Here is a 17,397-nt window from a genome sequence, read left to right as displayed (position 1 = left end):
TAGCAAAAAAGTTGTGTGAACTCACAATCAAACTTATCAGCGATAAACGAACACAGCAAATTAACTGCTGTTAATTCAGAGCAGTTTTGTTTTTTAGGCATGGTTTTATTCTTCAGTTTTTCATACAATAGTCAATGAGAAGAAAATCAAAAACTTCACCAAATAACTCCACTAATTTATGAGCAATGTTTGATAACACTTGTAAATTCATTGCTGAACTGTATTCTCCTGATTTCGCCACTTGGTTATTAGGAGAACCAATAACTTTGACTAAGTTAAGCCCAACAGAATTATCAATAGAACCAATTCGTGCTGATTCTTTAATTTTGCTGCAATCAGATGAGGTTGTTCTACATATAGAGTTTCAGACTGAGCCTGATGAAAATATGTCATTTCGGATGGCTGATTATTATTTGCGGATATATCGTCGTTTTCCCAATAAACAAATACATCAGGTTGTGATTTATTTAGATGAAACTACATCTAACAAAGTGCATCAAACCACATTTACAACAGAAAAAATGCGGCATGAATTTTCAGTAATTCGCCTGTGGGAACAACCACTAGAAATATTCCTGAACACCCCAGGATTATTGCCATTTGCTGTATTAAGTGCGACCAACGACAAGGCTAGTACACTACAACAAGTGGCTAACTCTGTTGATAAAATTAGTGAAAGAAGGACACAAAGTAATATTTCTGCTGCTGCCGCAATTCTGGCTGGGTTAGTATTAGAACAAGAAGTAATTGGGCGTTTATTCAGGAAGGACATTATGCGCGAATCAATCATTTATCAGTCAATTCTGAGCGAAGGTAAAGAAGAAGGGCGAGAAGAAGGAAGTCAACAAAAGGCTCGTCAAATTGCCCTCAACTTGCTAGCAGAAGGCATGACTGTTGACGCAATCGCACGGATAACTGGATTATCAGTAGAAATGGTGCAACAGTTGCAACAGCAAGAACCCGACAATCAAGATTAAGCCGCTTCCAGTTCCAAATCCTCCAGCCCGACTACTGCATCCCCTGGTTTGGCGTACCTGATTTCGCCCACTTCATTTGACCAATGGGTGATGTGCTGAAACACCAAACCCACATAAAACTCTTGATAAGTTTGGGAGCCTTGTCTCTTTAGAGTAAGGAGGAAAAACGAACAGCGACTTTAGTCGCCTAAGCTGTATAGCTATAACCATCAGCATGGTGAATCACCTGTAGATATCTTGGATGAACATCGAAAATCTTGCTGGACGCTAGCTTAAAACTCGGTCGAGAACGAACACTGATTCGCCCTACCCATCGCCCTGCAAATTTACCTGACGCAACAACAGCGCGTACTAAGTCGCCCGTCTGAAAGCCAAACCAGCTTTTCTGGTTAGTGCGATGTCTATTTGGAAATCCAAACTTGTCAGTGCCGCACATCTGCCGCGTTCCGTGTCCTTTTGCCGTAATCAGCAACGGATTTGAGGTCAACACTTCAAGCGATTCGACTTGACCGACACAAGCCGCATCTAGCCAATGAGATTTAGGCAGATATAATCGAGTGCGATTGAACTTGGTTTGTCCGCCTGTCCCAGTTGTGACTAGCAAGCCTGTTTCTTTCAACGCGTGAAACAATGCCCAACGGGTTGAATTAACGGCGGCAGCGTCTTTGAGTGGGGATTTTGCCTGCTTGAGAATACGATTGAGTAAATCAGGTTTGCAGAAAAGAAAATCTCGTATATCTTGATTCCCTTTGCTTTGATTGCAGGCATGGCAAGCAATCGTAAGGTTAGAAACTCGATCAGAACCGCCCCTTGATTTGGGTTGAATGTGTTCAATCTCAAAAGGGACGTTCTCGATTGAGCAATAAGCACATCTCCGATTCCATTTTTCCAGAAGGTACTCTCTCACTTCGTATCCTTGCAACTCTCCCTGCTGATATTGAACGCCTGAAATCTCAGGGTTCTGCATCAGTTGCGGGTCAAACCGCACCAACTCTTGAGTAATACTGCTAATTGGTGCAAACCTACGGAGTCGGTTAACCCAGGTGAGAATGGTATCAACCCGATGCTGAAGACTCGGAGCCAGCCAGCCATCAGGACGGGTGCGATTGAGAAACCTCGCCTGCCGATAGCGAGTTTTGCGATTCCGTCTACTTCGTCGCAATTGGCGACGAGATAGCAGCGCATTCTTAATTTGTTGTCCCCGATGTTGCAGTTCGGCTCCAAAGATGACTTTGTTGCCTTGCTTAATTGCGATGCCCGTAACCTTTGAGCCTGGATCTAGTTTGAGTTCTAAATCTTGTACGGGCACGTCGGGACAAGCTTCTTTCAGGATGATGGTAAACGGATAACGACGAAATACCGCAGCTTTTCCAGTATTGAGCAGATGACGCGCTGCACCCGGATGAGTTGGGTTTAGCGGTCGTCTGTCGGTATCAAGAACAAAGACAAAGTTGGACATTGGAAATCTCCGTAAAACGGGTAACGTGTTCCTCGCCAATGTTTTCAAGGCTTGTTAGGTCAGCCGCACTGCCTTACCCCTCGTAAAGCTGTTTAACGACTGACGACAGAGCGACAAACTGGAAAGTATTCGTCGGTGTCATAACCTTAAAAACGTAGTCAGTGAAACTAAGGCTGGTCAGCTAACTGAAGTTGAGGCATGAAGCCCCGTTACTTCAGTGCGGGGTGCTGACCATTGAATCATCCCTGTATACGCGGTATATCTTCGGACAAGCGCCTTTCACATACACCAGTTTATAACCTGAAACCTGCAACACCTCTGCATCAGGATCGCTTGGGGGCAGCAGAATCTTGTCCTGAGATTCTTCTACCCCATCTTCTTCAAATAAGTGCCTATTTGCTGTATGATATGCCATTATTCAGTTGTGAGCGATTACTTGGTTCACAGGCGATTGCAATTCTCTTGGTATGCAATCGCCTTTTTGTGTATAAAACTACGCCGCTACTGCCACCCGCACTCTTAATGATGTCAGTGCTGCTTCTGCACTATCAGCTTGTTGGTTGGGGCTGTATTGATAACGTCTGCCGTACCAACCCTCGTCAGTACATCCGACGAAGCCCACTAAATCTTTGCCTCGAAAGACTTTCGTGCTAAATGACAACCAGTCAACCTGTCCATGCCACAGCCCGAACTTACTACAAGCTGTTTCGAGTTCCGCGCTTAATCGTTCGTTGCGTTCTCGTGGTGTTTCAGGTAGGCTTGCTTTGACCTGCGCCACTGCTGCCTTAAACGGTTCTTTGTTGAAACGAGCGAAACCGTGGGTCATCTTCACCCACACGATATTATCCTCGTTAATCCAGATGGTGACTACATTCTGCGGCTGGCAATCGTGGGGATAATCGGACTGGTTGACGATGGTTGCAATGATCGTGCGATCACGGTCGGTCAATGGGTCTTTTGATGGGGCTACAGTTTGCGCCTGGGCTTCAAGAAGACTATCGAGTTCCTGTTGGGCAATCGCTTGTTGATCTAATGCTTGCTGTGTTTGGGTTATGTAAGCCATAATGAAAATCTCCATTGATTTGGATAAAAGGCGATCGCATACTTTCCAGGTGGGCGATCGCCTTTTGATTTACACGAAACAACGTTGTGGTTGACCACAACACTCTCAAAGAATTTAAGCGCAGCTTCTCTTTATTACTCCTAGCCAGTGACGAGGAGCATTACCAAGCAGGAGAGCAATAATGTCAGGCGACGGCTTCAACAACTTCAGAAGTAAGTCGTCCTGTTAGTAATTTTTTATTAACCGAATCCGTTTTCCCGATGTGTACCTCTCCCCTTCTCTGGTTGTGCCAGTGCCTCGGCTACCCCTCAATCGGTACTTCCGGTTCTCTTGTCAAGGTTCTGTAGTGAGCGCTTCTTTACTTACTAGGAGGCGTTGCGCTTGTTTCCTCCCTTATATCTTATAGTATAGCTTGTAAAGTTTTGCTTGTAAAGTCACACTGAATAAGTAACACTAAATGAGTAAGGCTTGATAACAGAGGAAAGAAGCGCTATGATTTGCTTACATTAATGGAGAAGTCAAGTTATGAACTTAATGCAAGTTACTTTATCGGTTGATTTGCCTGGTCTAGGCACTCGAATTAGAGAGATTAGGGAGTCCAAGGGACTATCCCCTACTTGGGTAGCAGCTCAAGCTGGCATGAGTGTCGGGAATCTCTACCGGATAGAAACTGAAGATGCAAAGTCTTTGCCGCGCGAAACTTTACGTAAACTTTCTGAAGCACTTGGCGTAAATTTTGATGCTGAAGTTAAAGCTGCTTTAGTACAAGAGATTCAATGAAATGGATAAAACGGTCTTTCTACTAATGATGCAGTTGGTATAAATGAAACAAAAATGTTTCATTAGTATTAATTTTACTTTTTGTATTATTTATAACTCACAATGGAGAACTACTGAAATGTTGTTTAGCAAAGTAGAGTAAAAATTGAAAGCGATCGCCGGCCGGCAAGCAAGACGATCGCCTGCTCAATCCGTTTACGACAAAGTGAGCTAATTAAATGTTGGCATACTTTTGGTATGACTTCCATATCAGCTAAATACTCACTTTGGCGCTCATGAAACCCTAACTGTTTCCAGCATTTACCATAGTGGGCAACAAACATGCTGACACTAGAACCAGAAATAACCTCAACCCTTGACTACAGCAATCTCAACATCAGCATCCATGAAACCTTCGCCGCCATAGACCGTTTCGAGTGGCAGGCAATAGACGAAATTATGCAAATGCGGGAGCAACAACTTTACCGTGAAGCTGGCTATAAATCTTTTGAGGAATACTGCCAAGGCGAATTATCTGCCTGGGGTGGATACCGACGAATCAACCAACTACTGGGAGCCAAAAAAGTTATTGATGCAGCCCAGGAGTTGGGTGAACACATCAAAAACGAGCGTCAAGCCCGTTCACTGCTGCGTTTGGTTAAAGAACCAGAAAAGCTAAAGGTTGCTGTTGCGATCGCACTGCAAGATAATCCCTCCCCTAGCGAATCAGACTTTGCAGCTGCGGCTCAAAAAGTGGTTCCTCGCCTGCCACGCCAAAAAACTCAGGAACCATTGGTTCCTAAAATTGAAGAACCACTGGTTCCCCAGTCTGCCACAGTCACAGTTACGTCACCAACTCATACTCAACACGGGGAATCGGGAACCATCCAAGCTGACCCCCCGAATCACTGGCAACAGATTGTCACATTTGCTGATGGTAGCAGGGAACTGGTTAACAATGCCGATTTAGATGCCCCAAGCATTCCATTCCCCACCGAAAGAACCTACCCCAAAGAATACGCCGAAGCGATCTCCGCACTGAAACAGCAGCACCAGCAGGAGCTTGAACGCCTGGAGCAAGAATTAAGGATTGGGTTACAAACAGAAGCTACAACCCAAGCCCAACAGCAAGTACAAGAACAACTGACCGCTTTACAAAACCTGTTTCAGCAACAAAAGGAAGAAAACATCAAGTTACAGCATCGGCTTTTCGAGTTGGAAGACTTGAGGCAGCTAGAACTTGAGAACCAACGATTACAACGACGTATTCAGGAACTAGAAAACGCTGTACAAGAACGCCCTACCCAAGAATGGGGCAATACTCTTACTAAGCAAGCAACCAAGGCACTGAATAAGGAAGTCAAGCAAGCTCTAGATAAAACAATCGACCTGCGATCGCTTGCCGAGGAACCACCGAAAGAAAACGCTCAGGAGTGCTTACGGCTGATGGGCATAGCATTGAGCAATATGGCTTGTGCGATGAACAACACCCACGCACTCCAGGCAGCTGCAATCATACTTGGTAGTGAGCCAACACAAAGCGCGATCGCACATCGAGCAGAACAGTTACAACTGCTTCCCCAGGCGGTTAGCGATATTCGGGGAGTGCTGTCAAAGCTTGATTGTAGTTGGTGTGACTATTTGAGTGTGGCTACTGAGTATGAGGCTATCAAAAATGACTACTGGGTAGAGTTAACCACCGAAGAAACGGAGTTAATCACCGCTTTGGAGAAAGCCGAATCCTCGCAAATTACGGAACCAGTGGTTCCTCACGAAAACCCTGCCAAATCTGGCTCTTCTGATGATGAAGTGATTGGGCTGGGTTCTATCGTTGCCCACGCTGATATCTACTGCGCTTTATATAACGCCAAAGGTGAAGTTATCGAAGACTTAGGGGATGAGGTCTGGGTGGCTTGGGAGCATTGGAAGGATAGACCCAAAAAAACTGACAGATGTTTCAAGGATGACCTGCGGTTCTGGCAAGAAACAAACCAGTAAATAAAACTCGCGCTCACATCTCTACAAGAACTGAATGCAGCATGGCTCAACTGCTGCCGATATTCTGATGCGTCAAAAATTGGAGTCAAGATGAATATGGATGCGATTACGTTTCAGATTCAGGACGAATTAGGATTTTGCACCCGCACCAACGACGGCGTAAGCGGAATGACTGTCACAGCTTTAGCTAATTTCTGCGGTGTAGACCAACCCGCCATCACCCAATTACTAAACAAGATTCGTGATTCTGACCCCATAACGAATGATTTATCAGAATCGCTGAAACATTTAGCTGGTAATGACTGGAGGCTCATAACGAACGATAGCCAAAATAGCTTGTTCGTAATTGACGAACTTTGTCATGCAGTGCTGGAATACTACGCGATGGATGCCCGGAAATATAAAGGTAAACAAATCGCAGCCAACAACTACCGTATGGTAGCCAGAGCCGGGACAAGGGTATTTATCTGGTCACAAACTGGCTATACTCCGCAATCACTTAGCACTGAACAGTTAGCATTGCTCCAAGCTATTCCTACAATGCAACAGGCTCTAGCCCAGTTGCAAGTCCAAATTCAAGCCTTGTTGCCCCCGTCATCTGACTTTATCCCTCCAGGCTGGGGTGAGGACGTATGGCGATCGCTACCACCACAAGATAAACGCCATTTTCGGTTTTTGTTCCGTCGCCGTAACTTCCAACCATCTACAAAAAATGAACCGTTGGCCTTACCTGCTATGACCACCCAACAGATGACGCAGAAGCAACAGGCTGAGGTTGAGCGTTTGGTTAAGGAAGTGTCGCCCCAAGAGAAACAGCAATTTCAAGCGGCGAAACTCCAAGCGCTTAGAGAGTTTTGGTCACAAGCCCCAGAAGAAGACCAACAAAATATGCCGTTTTAGACCTTGAGTAATTTAGATATTGAGTAAAAAATATGACTAGTAAATTAATCACCCCAGAATCCCCTCTGTTGGTTCCTCCTTTGTTGGCCGCAGAGATTGGTTTAGAAGAAGCAGTGATACTCCAGCAGATTCATTACTATTGTCAGATTTCCAAGCACATCAAGCGTGACGGTAGACGCTGGTTTTGGAAGACGCTCAAGGATTGGGGTCAAACTCTACCCTTTCTCAAAGTTTCTGCAATCAGACGGGCGATCGCCAACTTGAGGGATAATTTCAAGTTGATTGATGTTTGCCGACACAGTGAAAAAACTTGGTATCAGGCTAACTGGTTTACTGTTAACGTCGAGAACGTCCAAGCCCTATGGAATCGGATTTGCGAAAATCAGCAAATCGATATGAGCGATTTGAATACATCGAACTGTTCAAAGGCGACAGATCATATCAAAGAGTTTCCTTTCAAAGAGTTCGCTTCACAACAACACCCTGCTGTTGAGCTTGAAAAAAGTGAGGAAGTAAAAACCGAGATTTCTAACTGCGACCAGGAAGGGGTTTGTCAAACCGCAGAGTTAGAGTTGCCCCAGACTAGTTGCTACGTTAATGAACCAGAACAGGTTGACTCGACTAGCGAGACAGACCATCATGATGGCCATTCTTCCGCCGCCCCGGTTGGGTCAGATTTTTGTGATGAAGACTCTGGTGATGATTACGCCGAACCTGTAGAAAAATCAATACAGCCCAGCAACCAAGAGGTTCAGTTCGTATTGCAGCAATTACGAGACATTCCTTGTACTCCCCAGTTTCGGCTCAATGCAGAGATTCAGCGCACAGTGAAGCGTTATTGGGAGAATGTACCTGGAGCGATCGCTTATCTCAAAGAAGCACTGCGAACTTGGAAAGGCGTTAAATCACCAGAGGCTGTGTTTGTGGCCGCTTGTAAAGAAGGTAGGAAGCCGGAGGCAAAGCAGGCTAAGTCTGGTGTAAAGGATTGGTTCGAGTGGGCGAGACAGAAGCGGATTGTGATTGCTATGTCAGGTGAGGTTGTGTACACGCCGGATGGGGAGGCGGCGGCGTTAGCCCAGATGATGCGGCGGTTTCCGGTGCAGAGGTAAGGTGATGCTTCTAGCCAAAATTCTGAAATATTCGATTGAAATAATCACCATAAGATTAAAATGAATAGATTACCGAGGCAATGACTCTGCAAGTATTGATTACAATCAAACGATTATTGACAAGCAAGGTTTTTACAGTGGAGATTAAATTGGTGCTACCAAAATAGGATGTTGCTGAAATAAAATAATTAGCACGCTGAATAGTAATAATCCGGTAAGTTTATTTTTGATGAATCCCGCAGAAATTATAAACCACGTCTACATTGAGAACCGTAGTTTTTTTCTAATTAAGGTAAAGCTCATAACTCAAGCTACAAGCAATTTATAAGCCCTTACATAAAACTCCAGCTTTCAAAACGGACGAGGTTTAATCAAGTAAACCTGATATTATACAAATGGTTTTTGCTGCATCAGTGATAATATATTGTAGATTAAGTGTTATGTAAATATGGGATAAATTGCCCCACTACGCTAACACATAGAGATGCAGATAGGATAAGGAATTTTAGATTTTAATACATAAATTCCATCCCTTGATTCAGCAATGCTGTGGATTAAAACAGATGAAAAATAAGGATAGTGTCTGCATACTTTAATAAGTATTTACAGATTGTGTGGAAAATACCGAATTAATTTAAACAAAATATACTTTATAAAATACTTGATTATCTATTCATTTTGATGAAATCAGCAAAAATACAGTAATCTAATTCATTTTAAAGCTGATATTTTATGAAAAAGTTTATACGATCTTTTCCCGCTATTAATTTAATAAATAGTAAATTAGTATCGTAGCTTTTGATGATACTACGTCTATGTTTAAAAGATTTAAAACGACATTTGCATTGATTCCTTTATCATTGGGAACAATTGCTATAACGGGTTTAATACAACCAGCTATGGCTGTTAATTTAGGAATCGCGCAAAACTATAATGTCTTCGTATTTGGAGATATGAATCAAAGTTCAGATTCCGAAGGTCGTGTAGCTGTTGGTGGTAATGCCACATTGACTAATTTTGGAGTTGCTGATCGTCTAAGTAATTCTAATGGTACAGATACTCGACTTGTTGTAGGTGGTAATTTAACCTACAATAACGGTCAGATTTTTGGTGGTAATGCTGTTGTTGGCGGTACTGTTAAAACTCCTGTCTATTTCAATTGCTCTCCTAATTGTGGTGTTAGTTCAGGTAAGCCGATTGATTTTGATGCTGCACGCCAAGAGTTGAATAATCTTTCTGATTACTTGGGTGGATTAGCTTCTACAAATACTACAGAGTATAAATGGGGTGGAATTTACCTCCAAGGAAACAATAGTGATTTGAATGTCTTTACAATTGATGGTTCCCAGTTTTCTAACACTAGTTACTTAAATTTGAGTGGGGTTGGTAGTAATTCTACTGTGGTGTTTAATGTTCTGGGAAATAGTGTCAATATCAAGAATTTTGGGTTAAATCTTAATGGTGTTAATAAGCAAAATGTCTTGTTTAATTTTGTGGATGCAACTCAAGTAACAACCACTGGTTTCTCATTCCAAGGCAGTGTACTTGCTACCAATGCTAACTTTAATTTTTCTAATGGTAATGTGGAAGGAACTTTAATTGCTTCTTCATTATCTGGTAGCGGCGAATTTCACAACACTCAATTCACAGGTAATCTTCCTAACGTACCACAGCCAGAACCTCCTACCAATCAATGGCATCCTCCTACTGAGCCACCTAGTGCAACCAAAGTACCCGAACCAGGTGCTGTTTTAGGGCTATTTATCTTAGGAACTTTAGCAGGATTTTTCCGCCGTTCTAGAATAGTTGATACAATCCAGTAGACATAACCTCGGAAACCTAAATCCTATCACTGGGGATAAATTAATATCTTGTAGGTTTCTGATGTCGGAGCGATCGCTTGTTCTACCGCTGCTAATAAATTTTGTAAAGGGTAGCGATCGCTAATCAAAACAGGCAAGAGTAAAGCAAGGAGTATAACTCGCGCCCATATACTGTTGATGGACTGGGAGGGAGAAATTGATAAAGCGATCGCACAATATTTAAGAGTAAACGTTTCAACCGTAGAGCGTACCCGTGCCAGATATGTAGAAGGGGGCATTGAATTAGCGGTGCAAGACCGCCCTCATCCGCCAAAACAAAGAAAATTAGATGGTCAACAAGAAGCATTTCTGATTGCGACAGCTTGCTCTGATGCACCAGAAGGAAGAAATCGTTGGACGATGAAACTATTAGCAGAGCGTATGGTGAGTTTAAATATAGTAGATTCGGTTTTTAAAGAAACTGTTCGCTCCTATTTAAAAAAAACGAAATTAAACCTTGGTTAACCGAGCATGAGCGATTTTTAGCCACACCAGTTAAAAACCCTAGTCCCTTGTTTTTCAGTAACTTCAGGTTTTCTTTACTGGAATACCAAGCGTCAGTAGTCACATTTTTAGACTTTAAACCCCAATCCATTACCTCAGTAATCATTTCTCGTAAATAATCATTTTTAGTCTTCTGGTCTTGTTTGTTATAAATGCGATAATTTACAGGTATAGATTTACCTGATAATTCGGTGTAATACAAGGTAATTAACTGAACTCCCTTGACGGCACGATGATGTCTACCTGAATAGTAATAACCAATTAATTCTGTCAATTGGAGGTCACTATGAGGTTTATCAATTACCGTATCATCTCCGCTTAATGTACCTCCAACTAGATTGATATTGGGCTTGATTTCTTCAAATAAGTCCTTGGGTTCATACCGTTCACGTAGCAAAAATCTATTGACGCTATCATGAGATAAATTTTCCATTATCTCTGCCAGACGTGTGCAACCTGGATACTTGAATTTTGCCAATAGAAACAGAGTATAAGTGTTCAAGTCACATTTAGCGGTTGATGGTTTAGTAATTACTCTGATTGTCCGAACCCTAAACACAGTCAAGTAAATTATCTGTTTTTAACGCCTCTGGTAACTAGCGATCGCATTCCCATCAATAATTTTTACTCGATATCCTGGTAGCAAATCAGGTATTGTTGCATTGAGGTGTCGAATCTTAGCTTCCATTTGACCAGCAACCTCTCTGACTAGTTCACCACTAGTACTCGGTTCGATGCCATTGATTTTGTTGTAGACCGAAGTCACTGAAACACCTATTTCTTCAACTGATGCTTGGTGTGCTGCGTGTACTGATGGATGAACTCCACAGACGACAAGGCTCATCAAATTAACTACCGTAGAGAATAATAGCTCACGAGTGTACTGGGTTTTGGCACTACGTTCAAATAGTTCATCCAGGATTTGGGGACATAATGCTTTCTCTAAAAGCCCACGAACCATCACGGATACTGGACTTTCTTTTACAAAACGCTCAAACACCTGCCCTAGTAACATTTTTTTCCCACCCAACAGATTTGCACCTCTTTTTACGAAACTACAAATCAGTCCATTACACAACACCTTGAAAGGGCTAGTTCTAGCTATTTTTATCGGATTTTTCTTAACATTCAACACTTCTGGGTCAGTCGCTAACCCAACTTCTCCATCCCATACATCCATCCAATCTCAATAAACAAGCCTGGTATGTAATTAAATGTACTCTTGTAATTGCTGGGCGAGTATTGTAGTGCAGGGGGGAAGCATGATGGTAAAATGGTTGCCATCTAAGATTTTTGTGTAAGTTGCGTTGATAGTATATTGACTCCAGTTGCTACGGGTTAACTTAGGTGTGAGTTGTTGTGCAGCCCACCAGATGGAGATTTGAGCTTGGATTTGAGGTGGTTGGTGGTTTTTTAAGAGTTTTTGGTGAATTTCGGTTAATTCTAGTTGTTTTTGCAATATTTCAATTGATACTTCTGATAGTTCTTTTGGAAGTAAATTTTGTGATTTTCCCCAATTCATCATTAATTGCAGACGTTCAACAGAAATTAAATTTATGAGTTGCTCTCGTAGTTGCTGTTGTTGAACAGTATCTAGCGTCATCAAAGCATCTACAAAAGTACCACCAAACACTAATGCTAATTCATATAAAGGATTGGGTGTAAAAGTTGGTGTACTATCTGGAAATAAGAATGCATCTACAAGTCCAAGAAAATCAACTTTACATCCTTGCTGTTCTAATTCTTTGGTAACACTAACAGCAATGACTCCACCCATAGACCAACCCATGAGATGATAAGAACCATGAGGTTGATGTTGGCGAATGATTTTGGCGTATTCGACAGCCATATTTTCAATGCTATTATGCTCATCAAGTGAGTTGTTGAGAGCGCGAGACTGGAGAGCGTATACAGGTTGATCTGTTCCTAAACAGGTGGCAAGATGTTGATACACCATTACTTGTCCTCCTATGGGATGAATACAGAATAATGGTGGTTGAGTTCCCTGTGGTTGAATGGGGATTAAAGTTATAGGTATTAACGAAGTGTGATGATTTTGGATGAGAGAATTTCCTAATTCTGCTACAGTGGGATAATAAAAAAGCGTACTGAGAGGTATATTGGTCTGAAATTTATGATTAATTTTGGATATTAATTGTAGTGCTAAAAATGAGTGTCCACCCAATGCAAAGAAGTTGTCATAAATGCTAATTTGCTGAAGTTGAAATAATTCCATCCAAGTTGTAATTAATAGTTCTTCTACTTGGTTACGAGGCGGGGTAAAAGTTTGTGTTAATTCTGGTTGCGTACCTTTAGGAATAGATAGCGCCTGACGATCCACTTTACCATTTTCTGTGAGCGGGAAAGATGCTAACAGCACAAAATTAGAGGGGATCATGTATGCTGGTAATTTGGTTTGGAGAAAAGAACGTATTTCTTGAGTAGTGATGTTTAACTCTAGTTGTAGAACAATGTAAGCGATTAGTTGTTGTGTTTTTGAGATTGTTGTAACTACAACTTCTTTAACGGTGGGATGCTGTTTTAATGTGGCTTCAATTTCACCGAGTTCAATGCGATAACCATTGATTTTAACTTGAAAATCTTCTCTTCCTAAAAATTCAATATTGCCGTCGGGTAAATAACGTCCCAAATCACCTGTTTTATATAATTTTTCTTTGGTAACTGAATGAATAATAAAACTAGCATTTGTTTTTTCTTCGTCTTGCCAATAACCTTTTGCTAATCCCATTCCCCCAATATATAATTCTCCTGTCACCCAAACAGGACATTTTTTCATAGATGTATTTAAAACATAAATATATTGATTTTTAAGTGGTTTTCCGTAGGGAATACTTTTCCAGTTGGGGTCAAGTTGGGTAATTGGATAATAAATTGACCAGATAGCGGCTTCTGTTGCTCCTCCTAAACTAATGATTTCGGCTTGTGGAGATAATTTTTGGATTTGAGCAGGTAAATTCAAGGGTATCCAATCACCACTCAATAAAACTAGTCTGAAAGTATTAAATATAACTTGAGAATGATTTAAATTATACTCAATTAACATCTGCATGAAAGCGGGAACTGAGTTCCAAATTGTGATTTGGTGTTTGGCAATTAATTCACTCCAATGAGATGGTTCTTTAATGTTTGCAGCATCAGGAATGACTATTGTTCCTCCTGCTGCTAAAGTGCCGAAGATGTCGTAAACTGAGAGGTCAAAGCTGAAAGCAGAAATAGCTAAGATGCGATCGCCTGAATCGATCCGAAAGCGTTCGTTGATATCTAAAATCGTGTTGACTGCACTTTCATGCGTAATCATCACACCTTTGGGTGTTCCTGTAGAACCAGAGGTGTAGATGATATAGGCTAAGTCTGTGGGTTTTGGGATTTGCTGGAATGGCTGTTGAGATGGTGAAGTTTGTAATGAATCTATACACAAAGTTGGGATGTTCTCTGGATATTCCAGACTATGAACAAGGCTAGTTTCAGTTAGTATCAGTTTGACTTGTGCTTGTTGTAAACAATACCATATACGTTCCTTGGGTAATCCTGGATCGATGGGGACATAGATACCACCAGTAGCAAGGATAGCCAAAGCAGCAACAACCTGTTTCCAGCCTTTTTCCATAATGATAGCGATCGCCACTTCAGAACGATCGCCTAGTTGTCGTGCTAATTCAGTGACGCGATCGCTTAACTCTTGATAGGTGAGAATGCGATCGCTGCTAATTACAGCTTGTTGTTGTGGACGTTGAGATACTTGTGCAAAAAACAAAGTGTGGAGTAAAGCTGTTTGCGGGATTGGTGGATGAGGATGAATTGGGATTGATGTTAATAATTCTATGGGTACTGTCCACAATTCATCTTCCTGGGCTAAACGCTCCAGCAAATTGCAGTAAACTGTAAACATTTCATCCAACATCCCTATAGGGAAGAGTGCTTCTACTGCATCCCAGTTAAAAATTAAGCTTCCGTTGTGTTCTGCAACTTGATGTTCTAAGGAAACTTGCGGGGTTTGGCTAATACCATACACCACCTCTCCTAAAAAGTTATATTCTAAATCTGCTTGAGAAAAATTACCCAAACCTAACACACTACTAACGGGACTTAGGCAAAAAAAGAGAATAAAAAAGGCTATAATGCAGAATTAGCATAGGTTTTACGTCAAACTAACCCCCATGAAAGAGACAACTCCCACAGCTATGCCCCCATGCTTTGAAAAATGGTGTCAAAGGTTTGACGATGTATTTGGTCATAAAGCGCAAAAAAGGGAGTTTAGACATTATTTAGGGGGGTTGTTAGGAGAAAGCGAACGGAAAAACTTGTTCCAGCTCGCAGAAAATGCCGTAGGAGTAAATTACCACCGATTACACCACTTTTTGACAGATTCCCCTTGGTCGGCCACAAAGGTGAATGAACGACGCTTAGAGGTAATGAACAAGTGTAGTCAGACTAAAATCAGTAGGGGATTTAGCTTGATAATTGATGATTCAGGGCATAGGAAAAGTGGTAACTTTACCGAAGGTGTGGGAAGACAATATATCGGAGAAATTGGCAAGACAGATAATGGAATAGTGGTGGTAACAACTCATTTATATGATGGGAGAAAAAGCCTACCATTAGATATAGAGTTATATCAACACGCTGATTCATTACCCGAAGGAAAACAAGACCCTCTATTTGAGAAAAAAACAGAGATAGCAATTAAGTTAATAGACCAAACAAGAGAGCGAGGATATCAACCAGGAATAGTGATTGTAGATGCCGGATATGGTAACAATACATCATTCCTATTAGAACTAGAAAATCGCAAATTAAAGTATTTAGGAGGAATAGCCAAAAATCGGAAAGTCACAATTAGTGAGCAAGAGAATAATCAACGAACAATTAGGATAGATGAGTTAGCAAAGTCTATACCCCAAGAGGCTTTTAGCGAAACTCAACTCAATTTAGATAAACCTAGAAAAGTATGGGTAGCAACTTTTGAAGTAGAGATATCACGTCTGGAAGGTAAACGAAGTATAGCTATCGTCATGAATGCTGCTACTTTTTCTGATGCCACAGATATCGACTACTTTATTACCAATGTTTCTACATCTGTTGTAACTTCAGAATGGATAGTAAACACCTATTCTCAACGCAATTGGGTAGAGGTCTTTTATAGAGAAGCCAAGGGTTTTTTAGGATTGAAAGAATATCAAGTCCGAGATAAAACCAGTCTCATGCGACATTTTATCTTGGTATTTTGTGCCTATACTTTTGTCCTTTGGCATCAGTTGACTGGTGGTTTTAGACGTAGGTGGGCAACTAAACCGTTGAACACTTTTACTGAGGCTTTAGAAGCCTTTAGAACTGCTATTTCTTTCCGATTTATTGAGTGGTTGACTGTTAATCGTGACGTATTTGCCGCTCATAAAGCCAGTTTCGGCTTTATTTGGGCTTGATTTTTCCTTAAGTCCCGCTAAATACTATAGGCATAGCTGCGGTCAATTCTGTTTGCTTTTGATTGAGCAATTTCCGCAATACTTCTACTCCACTAATATAAATATGGTCTAAATCTTGGAGTAATTGTTGTTGTATTTTTAGAGCTAGATTTGTAAATGTATTTGGGGATGAATTGTCTATTGCTAAGAGATTTGTGTTGGTAAAATCGCCAATAATTTGATTGATTTGAGGATGGAGTGGTAGACGTTCTAGGACAGTTAAATTGAGAGTAAAGGAAGGATTTTTACTCCACAAAGTTAGAATTTCTGTAAAAGCGGTTAACAAAATGATAGAAGGAGTTAAACCAGCTTTTTGACCGCGCTGTTTTAATCTTTGCCATATATGGGGTTCTAGTTTTCCAGCATAGCGTTTGAATGTATACTCTTTTAATTCACTAGGAAAACAAGCTAGAGGTAGTTCCGGTGCTGGTGGGAGAGTATCTAAACGATTGAACCAGTAAGTTTGCGATCGCTTGACTAATTCTGAGTCTTGGAGAGAATTTTTAGCAATGACATAATCTCGAAATGATAGTTCTAATGGTGGTAATGATAATTCGAGATTTTGATAAAGTTGATTCCATTCGTGAAATAAAATCCGAATACTCGCAGCATCTATCAGTAATAAATCCATGCTGAGATGTAGCCGAATTTGTTCTTGATTTAAATAAGTGGCTCGAATATCAAACCAAGGCCATTGATGTGAAGGTGAGTTTTGTTGAGATAGTTTTTCGCGGATTGCTATTAATTCAGTTTCGAGTTTTTGGGTTTCTGATTCTTGTAAATCTAGGATAGTAATTTGATAATTGGGAACTTGATCTAAGATTTGTTGCTCTCCCGTGGGTAATACTATCGCTCGTAGCATATCATGACGTTGAATGAGTTTTTGCCAAGCTGCTGTCAGGCGGGATATGTCTAAATTATTAGTCTCAAATTCTATGTAAACATGATTGCTGACATGGCTTAATTCAAATACTTGATTGCGTCCCAACCAATGCGCTTGTTGAATGTCGGTGAGGGGAAATGGTTGGTGAAGTTGTTGAGGATTTGGTTTAATAATTGGTAGGGAGGTTGTTTTGATATTGTTGAGATTTAGGAGTTTGATAATTTCTGGTTTATGTTCTTTGAGAGAATCGCGTAGTTCTGGTGTTAATGTTCCTTTTGGTGCTTCGATGTTTAATAGGTCACTTTCTAACCAGAGTTTGATTCCTCGTTTTTCGAGTTCGATTAAAAGTTGGTTTTTGTTCATAATGTTTTTCTTCATTTTTGATTAACGAACACCGATG

Annotated in this window: 14 protein-coding genes and 1 pseudogene; 8 read left to right on the top strand and 7 right to left on the bottom strand. The window is 41.2% G+C overall.

All coding sequences use genetic code 11. The features are described 5' to 3' along the window. The first annotated feature begins 185 nt into the window (after positions 1-185). Positions 186-977, top strand: a complete 792-nt coding sequence (locus tag QI031_RS30795; RefSeq protein ID WP_281486385.1) for an Rpn family recombination-promoting nuclease/putative transposase — start codon at positions 186-188, stop codon at positions 975-977. 187 nt (positions 978-1,164) lie between these two features. Here the strand turns inward: QI031_RS30795 and iscB are convergent, their stop codons facing one another. Beyond that, positions 1,165-2,436, bottom strand: a complete 1,272-nt coding sequence (gene iscB / locus QI031_RS30790; protein WP_281486384.1) for an RNA-guided endonuclease IscB — start codon at positions 2,434-2,436, stop codon at positions 1,165-1,167. Between the two features lie 493 nt (positions 2,437-2,929). Beyond that, positions 2,930-3,499 (bottom strand): hypothetical protein, encoded by a 570-nt coding sequence (locus tag QI031_RS30785; RefSeq protein WP_281486383.1) that lies wholly within the window; start codon positions 3,497-3,499, stop codon positions 2,930-2,932. 525 nt (positions 3,500-4,024) lie between these two features. On the opposite strand from QI031_RS30785, the gene QI031_RS30780 reads away from it, so the two are divergent. Then, a complete protein-coding gene (locus QI031_RS30780) occupies positions 4,025-4,279 on the top strand; it encodes a helix-turn-helix domain-containing protein (protein ID WP_281486382.1) in 255 nt (84 codons plus the stop codon). Between the two features lie 125 nt (positions 4,280-4,404). Here the strand turns inward: QI031_RS30780 and QI031_RS30775 are convergent, their stop codons facing one another. Further along, the gene (locus tag QI031_RS30775) at positions 4,405-4,602 is read right to left on the bottom strand and encodes a hypothetical protein (protein WP_281486381.1); all 198 of its coding nucleotides are present in this window, start codon (positions 4,600-4,602) and stop codon (positions 4,405-4,407) included. Here QI031_RS30775 and QI031_RS30770 point away from each other — a divergent pair. The 5 genes from QI031_RS30770 to QI031_RS30750 all read left to right on the top strand — a co-directional run bounded on the left by QI031_RS30770 (position 4,601) and on the right by QI031_RS30750 (position 10,592). Further along, complete coding sequence (locus QI031_RS30770) at positions 4,601-6,256, top strand: hypothetical protein (RefSeq protein ID WP_281486380.1); 1,656 nt, start codon at positions 4,601-4,603, stop codon at positions 6,254-6,256. The two genes, QI031_RS30775 and QI031_RS30770, sit on opposite strands and share 2 nt — an antisense overlap. A gap of 96 nt (positions 6,257-6,352) precedes the next feature. Next, entirely contained in the window at positions 6,353-7,156 is an 804-nt protein-coding gene (locus QI031_RS30765) for a hypothetical protein (RefSeq protein ID WP_281486379.1), read from the top strand. Between the two features lie 32 nt (positions 7,157-7,188). Continuing rightward, on the top strand, positions 7,189-8,265 hold the full coding sequence (locus QI031_RS30760) for a hypothetical protein (protein WP_281486378.1): 1,077 nt from the start codon (positions 7,189-7,191) through the stop codon (positions 8,263-8,265). 953 nt (positions 8,266-9,218) lie between these two features. Then, positions 9,219-10,088, top strand: a complete 870-nt coding sequence (locus QI031_RS30755; RefSeq protein WP_281486377.1) for a choice-of-anchor A family protein — start codon at positions 9,219-9,221, stop codon at positions 10,086-10,088. A gap of 177 nt (positions 10,089-10,265) precedes the next feature. Next, complete coding sequence (locus QI031_RS30750; RefSeq protein ID WP_281486419.1) at positions 10,266-10,592, top strand: helix-turn-helix domain-containing protein; 327 nt, start codon at positions 10,266-10,268, stop codon at positions 10,590-10,592. On the opposite strand, the pseudogene QI031_RS30745 reads toward QI031_RS30750, so the two are convergent. The 3 genes and pseudogenes from QI031_RS30745 to QI031_RS30735 form a co-directional block, all read right to left on the bottom strand. Continuing rightward, positions 10,588-11,172: pseudogene (locus QI031_RS30745) on the bottom strand (transposase); the annotation flags it as partial. The gene QI031_RS30750 and the pseudogene QI031_RS30745 overlap by 5 nt on opposite strands. 39 nt (positions 11,173-11,211) lie before the next feature. Beyond that, positions 11,212-11,811, bottom strand: a complete 600-nt coding sequence (locus QI031_RS30740) for a hypothetical protein (RefSeq protein ID WP_281486376.1) — start codon at positions 11,809-11,811, stop codon at positions 11,212-11,214. A 30-nt stretch (positions 11,812-11,841) separates the two neighbouring features. Continuing rightward, the gene (locus QI031_RS30735; RefSeq protein ID WP_281486375.1) at positions 11,842-14,715 is read right to left on the bottom strand and encodes a non-ribosomal peptide synthetase; all 2,874 of its coding nucleotides are present in this window, start codon (positions 14,713-14,715) and stop codon (positions 11,842-11,844) included. Between the two features lie 94 nt (positions 14,716-14,809). Here QI031_RS30735 and QI031_RS30730 point away from each other — a divergent pair, with 94 nt between their 5' ends. Continuing rightward, positions 14,810-16,075 carry an IS701 family transposase gene (locus QI031_RS30730; protein WP_281480781.1) on the top strand — a complete coding sequence of 422 codons (1,266 nt, stop codon included), beginning with the start codon at positions 14,810-14,812 and terminating at the stop codon, positions 16,073-16,075. 7 nt (positions 16,076-16,082) lie between these two features. Here QI031_RS30730 and QI031_RS30725 read toward each other — a convergent pair whose 3' ends face one another. Next, on the bottom strand, positions 16,083-17,360 hold the full coding sequence (locus QI031_RS30725) for a condensation domain-containing protein (protein WP_281486374.1): 1,278 nt from the start codon (positions 17,358-17,360) through the stop codon (positions 16,083-16,085). Between the last annotated feature and the right edge of the window lie 37 nt (positions 17,361-17,397).

Source organism: Halotia branconii CENA392, assembly GCF_029953635.1.
GTDB classification, from domain to species: domain Bacteria; phylum Cyanobacteriota; class Cyanobacteriia; order Cyanobacteriales; family Nostocaceae; genus Halotia; species Halotia branconii.
The sequence above is the reverse complement of the archived record's forward strand: the minus strand, read 5'-3'. Positions and strand labels throughout refer to the sequence as shown.

Coding starts and splice junctions, on each gene's coding strand:
- QI031_RS30795 (WP_281486385.1), top strand. CDS start 186: ATGTTTGATAACACTTGTAAATTCATTGCTGAACTGTATTCTCCTGAT.
- iscB (WP_281486384.1), bottom strand. CDS start 2,436: ATGTCCAACTTTGTCTTTGTTCTTGATACCGACAGACGACCGCTAAAC.
- QI031_RS30785 (WP_281486383.1), bottom strand. CDS start 3,499: ATGGCTTACATAACCCAAACACAGCAAGCATTAGATCAACAAGCGATT.
- QI031_RS30780 (WP_281486382.1), top strand. CDS start 4,025: ATGAACTTAATGCAAGTTACTTTATCGGTTGATTTGCCTGGTCTAGGC.
- QI031_RS30770 (WP_281486380.1), top strand. CDS start 4,601: ATGCTGACACTAGAACCAGAAATAACCTCAACCCTTGACTACAGCAAT.
- QI031_RS30775 (WP_281486381.1), bottom strand. CDS start 4,602: ATGTTTGTTGCCCACTATGGTAAATGCTGGAAACAGTTAGGGTTTCAT.
- QI031_RS30765 (WP_281486379.1), top strand. CDS start 6,353: ATGGATGCGATTACGTTTCAGATTCAGGACGAATTAGGATTTTGCACC.
- QI031_RS30760 (WP_281486378.1), top strand. CDS start 7,189: ATGACTAGTAAATTAATCACCCCAGAATCCCCTCTGTTGGTTCCTCCT.
- QI031_RS30755 (WP_281486377.1), top strand. CDS start 9,219: ATGAATCAAAGTTCAGATTCCGAAGGTCGTGTAGCTGTTGGTGGTAAT.
- QI031_RS30750 (WP_281486419.1), top strand. CDS start 10,266: ATGGACTGGGAGGGAGAAATTGATAAAGCGATCGCACAATATTTAAGA.
- QI031_RS30740 (WP_281486376.1), bottom strand. CDS start 11,811: ATGGATGTATGGGATGGAGAAGTTGGGTTAGCGACTGACCCAGAAGTG.
- QI031_RS30730 (WP_281480781.1), top strand. CDS start 14,810: ATGAAAGAGACAACTCCCACAGCTATGCCCCCATGCTTTGAAAAATGG.
- QI031_RS30725 (WP_281486374.1), bottom strand. CDS start 17,360: ATGAACAAAAACCAACTTTTAATCGAACTCGAAAAACGAGGAATCAAA.